The organism is Streptomyces spongiicola, from assembly GCF_003122365.1.
GTDB lineage: Bacteria > Actinomycetota > Actinomycetes > Streptomycetales > Streptomycetaceae > Streptomyces > Streptomyces spongiicola.
In genome coordinates, this window is the sequence record NZ_CP029254.1 from 3,049,830 (window position 1) to 3,062,575 (window position 12,746).

At 73.7% G+C, this 12,746-nt stretch carries 10 protein-coding genes; 6 read left to right on the forward strand and 4 right to left on the reverse strand.

The window, feature by feature from the left end:
- Nucleotides 1-145: 145 nt before the first annotated feature.
- From DDQ41_RS13305 to DDQ41_RS13320, 4 genes are all read left to right on the forward strand, one after another.
- Nucleotides 146-835 (forward strand): bifunctional DNA primase/polymerase, encoded by a 690-nt coding sequence (locus DDQ41_RS13305; RefSeq protein ID WP_109294697.1) that lies wholly within the window; start codon nt 146-148, stop codon nt 833-835.
- 62 nt (nt 836-897) lie between these two features.
- Complete coding sequence (locus DDQ41_RS13310) at nt 898-1,797, forward strand: ABC transporter ATP-binding protein (protein WP_394342182.1); 900 nt, start codon at nt 898-900, stop codon at nt 1,795-1,797.
- Nucleotides 1,794-3,467, forward strand: coding sequence for a transporter (locus tag DDQ41_RS13315; RefSeq protein ID WP_394342138.1), 1,674 nt, complete (start codon nt 1,794-1,796; stop codon nt 3,465-3,467). Before DDQ41_RS13310 ends, DDQ41_RS13315 begins: the two co-directional genes overlap by 4 nt.
- A 698-nt stretch (nt 3,468-4,165) precedes the next feature.
- Nucleotides 4,166-4,606, forward strand: a complete 441-nt coding sequence (locus DDQ41_RS13320; RefSeq protein WP_109294699.1) for a subtilase-type protease inhibitor — start codon at nt 4,166-4,168, stop codon at nt 4,604-4,606.
- A 331-nt stretch (nt 4,607-4,937) separates the two neighbouring features.
- Here DDQ41_RS13320 and DDQ41_RS13325 read toward each other — a convergent pair whose 3' ends face one another.
- Both DDQ41_RS13325 and DDQ41_RS13330 read right to left on the reverse strand, forming a co-directional pair.
- A complete protein-coding gene (locus DDQ41_RS13325) occupies nt 4,938-5,801 on the reverse strand; it encodes an alpha/beta fold hydrolase (RefSeq protein WP_109294700.1) in 864 nt (287 codons plus the stop codon).
- 1,027 nt (nt 5,802-6,828) lie between these two features.
- A complete protein-coding gene (locus DDQ41_RS13330) occupies nt 6,829-7,521 on the reverse strand; it encodes a metal-dependent transcriptional regulator (protein ID WP_109294701.1) in 693 nt (230 codons plus the stop codon).
- Between the two features lie 151 nt (nt 7,522-7,672).
- On the opposite strand from DDQ41_RS13330, the gene DDQ41_RS13335 reads away from it, so the two are divergent.
- Entirely contained in the window at nt 7,673-8,428 is a 756-nt protein-coding gene (locus DDQ41_RS13335) for an SIS domain-containing protein (RefSeq protein ID WP_109294702.1), read from the forward strand.
- Nucleotides 8,429-8,510: 82 nt separating this feature from the next.
- Here DDQ41_RS13335 and DDQ41_RS13340 read toward each other — a convergent pair whose 3' ends face one another.
- Complete coding sequence (locus DDQ41_RS13340) at nt 8,511-9,878, reverse strand: PAS domain-containing protein (protein ID WP_109294703.1); 1,368 nt, start codon at nt 9,876-9,878, stop codon at nt 8,511-8,513.
- 452 nt (nt 9,879-10,330) lie between these two features.
- Nucleotides 10,331-10,996: a pyridoxamine 5'-phosphate oxidase gene (gene pdxH, locus DDQ41_RS13345; protein ID WP_109294704.1), complete on the reverse strand. Its 666-nt coding sequence runs from the start codon at nt 10,994-10,996 to the stop codon at nt 10,331-10,333.
- Nucleotides 10,997-11,400: 404 nt separating this feature from the next.
- On the opposite strand from pdxH, the gene DDQ41_RS13350 reads away from it, so the two are divergent.
- On the forward strand, nt 11,401-12,522 hold the full coding sequence (locus DDQ41_RS13350) for a citrate synthase 2 (protein WP_172607827.1): 1,122 nt from the start codon (nt 11,401-11,403) through the stop codon (nt 12,520-12,522).
- Nucleotides 12,523-12,746: the final 224 nt, after the last annotated feature.

Sequence of the window (12,746 nt, forward strand, 5' to 3'; positions counted from 1 at the left end):
CCCGCAACTGGCTACCCGCCCGCCGGGCCCGGCCCGCATGCGCGCCCCCGCCCGTGCACCCGTGCGCCCCACATGGGGGTTCGATGCTCCGCCGCCCGGTGCCGCGCGCCCGTAACCCGGCCTGGTGGGGGGAGTTGTGTTTATCGTGGAAGACACCATCGAAGGGTCGATCGGCCTCACCGAAGCGGCACAGATCCCCGCACAGCGCGGCACACAACTACTGGACAGCGCGGTCCGGTACGTGGAGGAGCGCCACTGGGAGGTGTTCCCCGGTACCTGGCTGGAGGCCGTCGAGGGCGGCGAACGGTGTTCCTGCGGCGCCTCCGAGTGCGATGCGCCGGGGGCGCACGCCGTCCGGCCGGACTGGTCGAGCCAGGCGACCGGCAGCTCCACGGCCGCACGCCGGCTGTGGGGCAGCCGGCCGAAGGCGTCGGTCCTGCTGCCCACCGGAAGGACCTTCGACGCCCTCGAGGTCCCGGAGTCGGCCGGTTTCCTCGCGCTCGCGCGGATCGAGCGGATGGGCACGGCCCTCGGGCCGGTGATGTGCGGCCCGGATCGGCGCATGTTGTTCCTCGTCCTGCCGGGCGCGGCCGCGAAGCTCCCGGAACTGGTGCGCGGACTCGGCCGGACGCCCGGCTCGCTGGACCTGGTGGCACGGGGGGACGGGCAGTACGTGGCGGCGCCGCCGACCCGCGTCGGTGGCCGGGGCGCGGTGCAGTGGGTGCGCAAGCCGACGTCCGTGAACCGGTGGCTGCCGGACGCCGAGGAGCTGCTCAGCGCGCTGGCCTACGCGTGCGGAAGGGAAGCCGCCGTCGGGCGGAGCCGCCGATCGTAGGGTTGTTCCCCTACCACGGGGACAACGGAAGGCGGCACGACATGCCGGACCAGACATCGGACATGGCATCGGAGCAGGTACCAGGGCAAGTACCGGACCGGACGGTGGACGCGGCCTCGGACCGGACGGTCCGGACGGCAGGCGCGGCCTCGGCCCGGACGGCGGAAGCGGTCGACGGGGCGCCGGAGACGGCGCCTCCCGCCGTCCGCGTCGAAGGGCTCTGGAAGCGGTTCGGCGAGCAGGTCGCGGTTGCCGGCGTCGATCTCACCCTGCCCACCGGCAGGTTCATCGGCCTGGTAGGGCCCAACGGGGCGGGCAAGACCACGACCCTGTCGATGATCACCGGACTGCTCCGCCCCGACCAGGGCCGCATCGAGGTCGCCGGCCACGACGTCTGGAGGGACCCGGTCGAGGTGAAGGCCAGGATCGGCGTTCTGCCCGAGGGCCTGCGGCTCTTCGAGCGGCTTTCGGGCGGTGAACTCCTCTCCTACACCGGCCGGCTGCGCGGGCTCCCGGGCGAGGAGGTCGACAAGCGGGCCGCCCAGTTGCTGGAGGTGCTCGATCTCGCGGGCGCACGGCACAAACTGGTCGTCGACTACTCCACCGGGATGCGCAAGAAGATCGGTCTGGCGGCGGCGCTGCTGCACAATCCGCAGGTGCTCTTCCTGGACGAGCCGTTCGAGGGTGTCGACCCGGTGTCCGCGCAGACCATCCGCGGGGTCCTGGAGCGGTACACCAGGTCCGGAGCGACGGTCGTGTTCTCCAGCCATGTGATGGAGCTGGTGGAGTCGCTGTGCGACTGGGTCGCCGTGCTGGCCGCGGGCCGGATCAGGGCGCACGGGCCGCTCTCCGAGGTACGCGGCGCGGCGGGATCGCTGCAGGACGCCTTCCTTGAACTCGTCGGCGCGCACGGACGCGACACCGGCGAGGCGCTGGACTGGCTCGGCGGCGGTGCGCGGTGACGGCCGCGGCCCCCTTCCCGGCGCCTTCCCCCGCCCCTTCCCCGGCCCCTTCCCCGGCCCCCTCTCCGGCGCCCTCCCCGGCGCCCTCGCTCACGTACGTCTTCGTACGTCTCAAGCTGTCGCTGCTGGCGAACGGGCTGCGTCAATCCTCGGGCCGCACGGCCGCGTTCGTCACCTCCGCGGTGCTGGCGCTGCTGGTCGCCGCCGGCCAGCTCGTCGGCCTCGTCCTGCTGCGCGGCACGGCGTCCGCGGACTCCCTGGCGGTACTGCTGATCGCGGTGGTCGCGCTGGGCTGGGCGTTCCTCCCCCTGTTCTTCCCGAGCGGTGACGAGACGCTGGACCCGACCCGGCTGGTGATGCTGCCGCTCCGGCCGGGCCCGATGGTGTCGGCGCTGCTGGTGGCGTCGCTGCTGGGCATCGGCCCGCTGTTCACTCTCTGCCTGGTGACCGGCGCCGCGCTGGCACTGGCGCACGGGGCCGCCGGTGCGGCGGCAGCGGTGGCGGCGGTGCCGTTGGCGCTGCTGGTGTGCGTCGCTCTGGCGCGGGCCGTCGCCGCCGCCAACATCCGCTTGCTGACCAGCCGCAAGGGTCGCGATCTGGCCGTGCTGAGCGGTCTGGTGATCGCGGTCGGGGTGCAGTTCGTGAGCTTCGGGGTGCAGCGCCTCGGTCAGACCGGCGGTCTGGCGGCGCTGGACCCGGCCGCGGCCGTGGTGCGCTGGATCCCGCCGGCGTCGGCGCTCGGCGCCGTCGACTCGGCGAGCACCGGGGCGTACGGGGCGGCCGCCGTCCAGCTCGCCCTGTCCGCCGCCGCCCTGGCCGGGCTGCTCTACGGATGGCAGCGCAGCCTGACCCGGCTGATGACCGCGCCGGACGGATCGACACTCGCGGCGGCCGCGGAGCCGACCCGCCGCGACAGGTCGACGGGCCTGCACCGGCTGCTGCCGGGCGGGCGCACCGGCACGGTCATGCAGCGCAGCCTCCGCTACGTCTGGCGTGATCCGAAGACCAAGATGGCATGGGTGTCGGCGCTCGTGGTCGGGATGATCGTGCCGCTGTTCAACGCCCTGCAGGGCATCGGCTCGATCTACCTCGCCTGCTTCGCGTCGGGGATGCTCGGCATCCAGATGTACAACCAGTTCGGCCAGGACACGTCCGCGTTCTGGATGGTCGCGCAGACGATCGCCTCACCCCGCGACGCGTACGCCGAACTGCGCGCCCGGGCGATGGCGTTGCTGCTGATCACGCTGCCGTACACGGTACTGGTGACGGTCGCCACGGCCGCGGTGCTGGGCGACTGGCGGGCGCTGCCGGAGGCGCTGGGGATCGCGTTGGGGCTGCTCGGCGCGATGATGGCGACCGGTGCGGTGGCGTCGGCGCGCTTCCCGTACTCGATTCCGCAGGACAGCGCGTACAAGAACGTGGCTCCGGGCCAGGGCGGTCTCGCGTGGATCTCCATCTTCGGCGGGATGATCGCCTCGGCGCTGCTGTGCTCCCCGCTGATCGCGCTGACGATCTGGCTGAACGCGGCCAACGCCGAGTCCGCGATATGGGTGCTGCTGCCGCTGGGTGCCGGATACGGTGCGCTGCTGGTCTGGGGCGGGCTGCGGCTGGCGGCCCCGCAGACGGCGGCACGGCTGCCGGAGATCCTGGCGGCCGTCAGCAAGGGTTGACCGCGTCGCCCGTCAGCAAGGGTTGACCGCGGCCTGATCCGTACCGTACGCCGGGCCTCGCGGCGCTTCGCCTGCGATACGGAACCGGTCCGGCGCGGACGCCCGGCCCCGTCGCCGAGTTGGCCCGGAAGCCGCACCACGGAACCGCGACTCGGGGCTCGGGGCTCGGGGCTGGGGGCTGGGGGCTCGGAACGGTTGGACCTCCGTCTCGCGGCCGCCGGCCCGCGGAAGCTGTGCGGAAAGGACAGACAGCCCGACGGGCAACCTCCACTTGTGGAGGTCATGTGCAGGAAGCGCGACCTCGCGGCAACGGGCCGGTGACGGAGCCGAACCGCTCCGAACGCCGGCCCTTCGCTGTATACGAAGGCGTACGGAGGAACGGCGCGGGCGCCGCGAGAGAGGCTCCCCCAGGGCGCCGGATTCCGGCCGAAGGGCGCTTCGAGGCGGCACTTCAGCGCAGAACCGTTTTTGCGAAATCCCAGGCCAGGCGCTCGTTCCGAGTTGGACCACCCATCGATGTCCATATAGCGGACAGCCGGTCGCGCATCCCGCACACCCCCCGCCGAGCTGCCCGAACGGCCATTCGGTAGGCATACCTTGAACGTATGCGGCCGGAAACGGGTGATGAATGTGCGATCACTGTGCGCATCCGCAAGACTCCCGAACGCAACCGCACACACCGTCAAAGGGGTTCACTCATGCGTTACATCGTCCACACACTCGGCGCGACGGCCTCCGCCGCGGCGCTCGTGCTCAGCGGCCTGGCCGCCGGCACCGCGCACGCCGATGCCGCCGGTGACACGGGGCTCTACGCACCGTCCGCCCTGGTGCTGACGGTCGGCAGGGGCGAGGCCGCCGCCACGGCGACCGTCGAGCGTGCGGTGACCCTGAACTGCGCCCCGGCACCCGGCGGCACCCACCCGTCCTCCCAAGCCGCCTGCCGGGAACTCGGCACCGTGAACGGCGAGTTCGCCCTGCTGTCCGGCACCTCCGACCGCCCCTGCACCCGGCAGTGGGACCCGGTCACCATCACCGCAGCCGGGGTCTGGGAGGGCAAGCGCGTCGACTGGTCGGCCACGTACGGCAACTCCTGCGAGATGAGGGAGAGCATGAACGGGTCCGCGGTCTTCGCCTTCTGAGCACCCGGCAGCGGCGGACCGGGGCGACACGACGGCGGCCCCGGTCCGCCGCACTCTCTTCACACCGCACCACACCGCACCACGCCACGTCGCACCGCATCGCCCCGGAAGCCCTCGGGCCGGACGGCCCCCTCCCCGGCCGTCCGGCCCGGCACAACCGCGGGGACCGAAACGCGGCACCGAAACGCGGCACCGAGTCGCGAGGCCGGGGACAGGGGCCGAGTGACGGGGCCGGGGACAGGGGCCCGACCAGACGGCGACGGGGAGTGCCGGCCAGGCGCCACGGTCCAGGAGGGGCCTCCACGACACGTCCCGGGGGCACCGGGGCACTTCAATCCGTCAGTACGCCCTCCAGGAACGGCTCGACGGCCGCACGCCAGGCGTCGGGCTGGTCGTGGTGGACGAGATGCCCGGCGTCGGCCACTTCCGCGTACCGCCCGCGGGGCAGGACGCGGACCATCTCCTGCGCCTCCGCCCGGCCCAGTTCGCCGTCGAGTCCGCGGACCACGAGCGCCGGGCACCCGACCTGGGCCAGCGAGTCCCAGTGCGCGTCGTGCACCCAGGTCGCCCGGGACCTCAGCATCTGGCGGCGGGAGAAGACGGGCCGCCAGCCGTCCGCCCGTTCGGCCATCACCTCGGCGAAGAACTCTCCCCGCGCGGGGCTGGGGCGCTCCAGCCGGGGGTCGTCCTCGCCGAACCACCTGCGCACGTCGGCGAGGGTCGCGAAGGGCACCGGCCACGAGCGGAACCAGTCCTCCCACTCGCGCTGGGAGGCCGCACCGAGCGCAGAGGCGCGCATGTCACTGATGACCACGGCCCGGACGAGTTCGGGGCGCTCGGCGGCGAGCTGCCAGGCGGTCAGCGCCCCCATGGAATGGCCGATGAGGACAGCCGGGGCAAGCCCGAGCTGCTCCACCGCCGCCGCCGCGTCGGCGACATACGACTCACGGGTGAACGCGCCGTCGGCGGGACGCTCGCTTCGACCGTGCCCACGCTGGTCGAGGGCGACCGCCCGGTGCCGCTCGGCCAGCCAACGGGCGGTGACGGCCCAGTGCGAGGCCCGCCCCATCAGGCCATGGAGGAGTAGGACGCCCGGAGCACGGTCCGTCTCACCGTGCCCCTTGGGCGGATCGGCGAACTCCCAGGCAGCGAGCCGTACCCTGGCCGTTCCGGTCACGTCGATGCGCCGCACCATGATCCTGGCGCCCCCTTCTGGCCCTCATGGTTCTCCGGGCTCTCCGAAGCGATCGAACTCCGCACAGACTATCGAACTTTTATTCGAAAACCGGCTCTCGGTGGGCAACACCCCTCGTTCGAGTGACCACCCTCAAGGATTGACCGCCTTCGCCGAGGGGAGATCTTCAGCGGGAGGCGGGCCGCTCGGGGAAAACGGTCCGAGGGGAACGACCCTGGGAGCTCGGGGCTCCGGGTCGACAAGGGGGAGGACAGGCCCCGGCGCCCAATGGCGCCGGGGCCCTTCGCGTTCGGCAGGCGCATGGTCCGCTCCCTCCCCTGCGGCAGCCCGGCCCCACCCCGGGCCGGCCCGGTCATATGCCTCAGCCACAGCGTGGCACGCCGAACCGTCCGGGCGCTGCCGTTCCGGCCGGAAGGCGCGTTCCGGAAGGGGCGTCACGGCGGACGGAGGAGTCGCACGGAGCACGGTGGAGCGCGCCCGTGCCGCGGACGGTGCGAAACGGCGACGCGGGCCGGTCCGTCGCACACGCACGCCGGGCCGACGCCGCCCCGCCCATCACCGAACGTCAGGCCCGGTACCGGACCGACGCCACCGGTGCCTTCGGTCGACGGGGCGGCCCCGCCCACTGCCATCGGGCACTTCCGGCCACCGGGCGCTTCCGGCCATCGGGTGAGCGGCGCCGCAGGAGGTCAGCCGCGGCTCGGTCCGGACCACGACCGCGACCGATGCGCCCATGACCGCGCCCTCCATGGCGCAAGGAACCCGCCCACCGGATCGGGACCCCCACACCGTGCCCCCACACCGTGCACTCACACGGGGCGTGCCGCGGTCGGCGCACACCGCCCGCCACGAGAAGACCCAGGGGCGCGGGGATACCCGCGATACCCGCCCTGCCTCCCCGCACCAGCTGCCGCCTTCGGCCCGTGAGCCCGGCCCGCCGCCCCCGGACAGCCGGCCCCGCCACCGCCACCGGCGCCGGCGCCGGACACAAGCGCTCCCGTACGCCGCGGACGACCTGAGCGACCACTCAGCGCTTCGCGACGAACACATGGGAGGCGACGTCCGCCTCCAGCTCCGCGGCCTCGCCCCCGCTGCCGACCAGCACACCGCCGGCCGACCCGGTCACGCTCACCACCGAGCCGGGCTGCACACCGGCACGCCGCAGGGTGTACATCAGCTGGGCGTCCGTCTGGATCGGCTCCCCGATCCGGCGGACGACCACCGTCTTGCCCTCCGCGCCGGCGTCGAGATCGGCCAGGCTGACCATGCCGTCGTCGAGGAACGCCTCGGCCTCCGCCTTCTCGCCCAGCTCCTCCAGGCCGGGGATCGGGTTGCCGTACGGCGACTCGGTGGGGTGCCGCAGCAGTTCGAGCACGCGCCGCTCCACCGCCTCGCTCATCACGTGCTCCCATCGGCACGCCTCGGCGTGCACCTGCTCCCACTCCAGGCCGATCACGTCGACCAGCAGGCACTCGGCCAGCCGGTGCTTGCGCATCACCCGGGTGGCGAGACGGCGGCCCTCCTCGGTCAGCTCCAGATGACGGTCGCCCGCGACCGTCACGAGACCGTCGCGCTCCATCCGCGCGACGGTCTGGCTGACCGTGGGCCCGCTCTGGTCGAGCCGCTCCGCGATGCGGGCACGCATCGGGACCACGCCCTCTTCCTCCAGCTCGAGGATGGTGCGGAGATACATCTCCGTGGTGTCGATCAGTCCGGACATATGCGCCCCTCGAAGAAGTCGTGCGGTGGCCCTGACTCAATTCTGACGTATGCCGCCGACAACCGGGCCGAGTCTGCGTGGAACCCCTATTGACAGGGCAATGGTCCAGACCGCAACGTGATCCGCGACACGACGGGAAGGGGCGACGGCGATGGGCGGGAACGAGTCGGCGGGCCGGTTCCTCGACGCGGCGATCGGCCTGCTGGAGCGAGTGCGCGACGAGGAGGCGGCGAACATCGCCGCGGCCGGCGCGGCCATCGCGGACACCGTCGCCGAGGGCGGCCGGCTGTTCGCCTTCGGCGCGGGCCACTCCTCGCTCGCCGCGCAGGACGTGGTCTACCGGGCGGGCGGCCTGGCCGTGATGAACCTGCTCGCCGTCCCCGGCGCCGTCGGCGTCGACGTGATGCCCGCGACCCTCGGCTCCGCGTTGGAGCGCGTCGACGGCCTCGCCGGTGCGGTGCTCGACGCCGGCCCCGCCCGCTCCGGCGACCTGCTGATCGTCGTCTCCCTGTCCGGACGCAACGCCCTGCCGGTCGAAATGGCCCTGAACGCGCGGGCACTCGGCCTGAAGGTGATCGGGGTGACGTCCGCGGCGTACACGACCGGAACGCGGTCCCGGCACACCTCGGGCACGTACCTCAGGGACCACTGCGACATCGTCCTCGACTCCAAGATCGCGGTCGGCGACGCCGAGCTGACCGCGGAGGGCGTCGACGCGCCGTTCGCCCCCGCGTCCACGGTCGTCACCAGCGCCCTGATGCAGGCAGCCGTCGCCGCGGCGGTGGGCGAACTGGCCGCTCGGGGCGTCGAGCCGCCGCTGCTGCGGTCGGGGAACGTGGACGGCGGCCACGAGTGGAACGACCGGATCATGACCGAGTACGCGGACCGGATCTTCTACCGCCGCTGAGACCCGGCCGCACCCCGCCGGCCGCCGGACGGGGGCCCCGCCCGCGAAGGCGCCGGCCCGCGGCCCCGCCGGGCCGGCGCCGCTATCCGCCCCGCACCCGCGCCAGGTCCAGTGCCGTGGCCAGATGCGCGGCGACGCTCTCCGCGTACTCCACGTCCGGGCGCTCGAAGCGGGGGCGGTTCGCGGACCGCAGGAAGGTGACGACCCCGAGCGTGCGGCCGCGGCTGCGGAGCACCGTGCACAGGGCGTGCACCGCGTCGCGCGGCCACCGGCGCTCCGCGGCCCAGCCCTCCATGCGGTCCGGCCCCCCGCCCGTGCTGGTGCGGACGGAGCCGGCCCGGTCCACCGCCTGGAGCGCCGGGTGCCCATGGGGGTACCGCAGGGGGATTCCCCCGCCCGTGACCCGGGCGACCGGCCCCGGGGCGCCCGACGGCGTCGCCGCCGTCCGCACCAGCCGTTCGCCGCCCTCCGGCAGCACGTCCAGGAGGGCATGGTCCGCGAAGCCGGCGAGGGCGAAGTCCAGCCGGGTGGTCACCGCCTCCATCGGGTCCTCGCACTCGGCCGCCGCCCGGGCGGCACGGTGCAGCTGGCTGAACCGGAACCGCAGCCGGTCCGCGGCCTGTTCCGCGAGCCTGGCCTCCGTGACGTCCTGGAACAACCAGCCGACGCCCAGCGGAACCGGCTCCTCGGCCAGCGGCGAGGCGAGCCTGAGGAATCCGCTGCGCCAGCACCTGCGCCGTTCGCCCTCCTCGGTGCGCACGGTCAGCCAGAACTCCACGGGCGCGCGCGGCGCACCGTCGGCGAGGACGTGCTGCAGCGCGCCCTCCACCTCCTCCACACCCTGCACGACCAGCTCCCCGAGCGGGCGACCGAGCACCGTCGTACGCCCGGCGGAGCCCAGCATCCGGGCCGCGTGCCGGTTCACGACCGCGGGGCGCAGGTCCACGTCCACCAGCACGACGCCCCATGCGGCGTCCTCGAGCAGCGCCTCGCTCAGGGCGATCGAACGCTCCAGGTCGATCTGGGCGTGCACCTCGCTGAAGGCGCAGTACACCCCGGCGGGCACGCCGTCGGGACCGCGTACCCCGGCGGACTGCGTCCGTACCAGCACCCGCCCGCCGTCCTTGCGCAGCAGCGCGAACTCGTGCACCCGCCGGCCCGGCGCGGTCATGGCGGCCATCAGCCGGCCCTGCACCTCGCCCGCGTCCGCGGCCCGCGCCGCCCACCCGGCGAAACCGCGCCGCCCGACGGCCTCCTCCGGCGACCAGCCGAGGATCCGCTCGGCCTCACGGTTCCAGTGCGTGACCACACCGTCGGCGTCGAACGCGCAGAGCGCGGCGTCCATGCCGTCCAGCAGCGCCGCGAGCAGATCGGAACCCGAACCGGGGCCCTCCCGCTCCGGCTCGTCCGGTCCCAGCGCGCTGGCGGCCCCGCTTCTGGAAGCACTCATCCCGGCACCCCCTGCAGGACGTGTCCTCGGCCGGTGCCGTCCTCCGCAGAGCGGCACCCCCGATCATTCAACTGGAACGTGACCCAGGGCACATGGCTTTCCCGGAAATCGTCTCCCGGCCGAAAAGGCCGCCCGGCCGAAAAGGGGTTGATCCGTCCTCACGGCGTTCCTAGTGTGGGAGCCCTCGAGAAGGGAGGTGATTCGGAACATGAAGGCATTCCGGACGCGAGAGGTGGCTGCGGGCTAGGGCCCGTCGTCGCACCTTCGTGCACCTCGGCAGGGCCCCTGCCGAAATCCAAGCAGTCACCGACCCGCGGGCTCCCCGGTACGTCCGGCCGGCTCCCTCCTCGGAGGGACCCGAGCCCGCGGGTTTCCGCGTTCTCAGAGGGTCTCCGCGTTCCCAGAGGGTCTCCGCGTTCCCCGCGGCACCGCCCCGGCGTCCGGGCCCCGGCTCACGGGGCCAGCCGCTCCACCCGCCAGCCGCCGGGCTCCCCTTGGACCCGCACATACCGGAGCCGGTCGTGCAGCCGGTTCTCGTGGCCCTGCCAGAACTCCACCGTCTCGGGCGTCACCCGGTAACCGCCCCACTCCGGCGGCACCGGCACCGGCACCTGCCCACCCGCCGGGTAGCGGCCGGCGAGTTCCTCGTAACGCCGCAGCAGCTCCTCGCGGGACGCCAGGACCGACGACTGGGGGCTCGCCCAGGCGCCGAGCTGGGAGCCGTGCGGCCGGCTGCGGAAGTACGCGGCCGTCTCGTCCCGGCCGACCCGGGCCGCCGTGCCGGTGACGACGACCTGGCGGGTCAGCGGGTGCCAGGGGAAGAGCAGCGAGAGACGGGGGTTGGCGTCGAGTTCCCGGCCCTTGCGGGAGGTGTAGTTGGTGTAGAAGACGAAGCCGCGGTCGTCGAAGTGCTTCAGCAGCACGGTCCGGGAGGACGGCCGGCCGTCGGGCGTGGCCGTGGAGACGATCATGGCGTTCGGCTCGTGGAGCCGACCGGCCGCGGCGTCCTTGAACCAGTGGACGAACTGCTCCATGGGCTCGGCGGGCAGTCCCGCCTCGTCGAGCGGAGTCGAGCGGTAGTGCTCGCGCATGGCGGCGGGATCGAGGGCGTCGGTCACAGGATCATCCTGCCGCACGGGCCCCCGGGGCCTCCCCGCCCTCCGGGGGCCGCGCCGCGAACGGAAGCCGGGCGGCGGCCGGGGGGCGCTCCGCGGAGGCCGAGGGAGGTGCGCGGCGGCAGGCAGCGGTCCGCGGCGGCGCGGTCGGGCCGCCCGCCGCCCGCTTCCGGGCGGTGCGCAGTCTTCCCGGCACGGAGTGCCGCCAATCCTCGTGGGGGGATCCGCGCGGTGTGCCGGATGTCACGCTTCCCCGCATCGGTGGGACCGGCCAAAATCATGCGCTGGGCCGCTGCGGCCTCCCCACGGCGCGAAGCGGGTGACCACGCTCCGCGCGGGGCATCACCGTGGTGGTCGCCCCACCCGGGCCGAAGCCTGTCCCGCCACACACCCTGAGGAGCCGCCTGATGTCCGACTTCGTACCCGGACTCGAGGGAGTCGTCGCGTTCGAGACGGAGATCGCCGAACCCGACAAGGAAGGCGGGGCGCTCCGCTACCGCGGTGTCGACATCGAGGACCTCGTCGGCCACGTCTCCTTCGGGAACGTGTGGGGTCTGCTGGTGGACGGGGCGTTCAACCCCGGCCTGCCGCCCGCCGAGCCGTTCCCGATCCCCGTCCACTCCGGCGACATCCGGGTGGACGTCCAGTCGGCGCTCGCCATGCTCGCCCCCGTATGGGGCCTGAAGCCGCTCCTCGACATCGACGAGACGCGGGCACGGGACGACCTGGCCCGGGCCGCCGTGATGGCGCTCTCCTACGTGGCACAGAGTGCCCGAGGGCAGGGCCTGCCCATGGTCCCGCAGCGGGAGATCGACAAGGCCGAGTCAGTCGTCGAGCGCTTTATGATCCGCTGGCGCGGTGAGCCGGACCCCAGGCATGTGAAGGCCGTCGACGCCTACTGGACGTCGGCCGCGGAGCACGGCATGAACGCCTCCACGTTCACCGCCCGGGTCATCGCCTCGACGGGCGCCGACGTGGCGGCCGCGCTCTCCGGTGCCGTCGGCGCCATGTCCGGCCCGCTGCACGGCGGTGCCCCGTCCCGGGTGCTCGGCATGATCGAGGAGATCGAGCGCACCGGCGACGCGGTGTCGTACGTCAGGAGGGCCCTGGACAACGGCGAGCGGCTGATGGGGTTCGGTCACCGCGTGTACCGGGCGGAGGACCCGCGTGCGCGGGTGCTGCGGCGGACGGCCAAGGAGCTGGGCGCGCCCCGCTACGAGATCGCGGAGGCGCTGGAGAAGGCCGCGCTGGAGGAGCTGCACAACCGCCGTCCTGACCGGGTCCTGGCGACGAACGTGGAGTTCTGGGCGGCGATCATGCTGGACTTCGCCGAGGTCCCGGCGCACATGTTCACGTCGATGTTCACCTGCGCCCGTACGGCGGGCTGGTCGGCTCACATCCTGGAGCAGAAGCGCACCGGGCGGCTGGTGCGCCCGTCGGCCCGCTACATCGGGCCGGGTCCGCGGGACCCGCGCTCGATCGATGGCTACGAAGACATCGCCGCCACCGCGGACACCGCGGGGCGGTAGCGCGGGCGGCCCGCCGGGCCCGGCGCGCACAGCCGCTCCGGGCCCGGCGGTGGGCCGGTCGCCCGCGCTCAGGCCGCCGCCCGCTCCAGCGGGTCCGGGTGCTGCGCTCGGCGACCAGCGGGTGCGCCCGCGGCTTGCTCTTCGCCCCGTCGCGCCCGTACCCCGCGGGCGATGGCGGAACGCGCCTCGGCGAGTTCCCCTCCGGTGAAGGCGCCGGGCTCCGC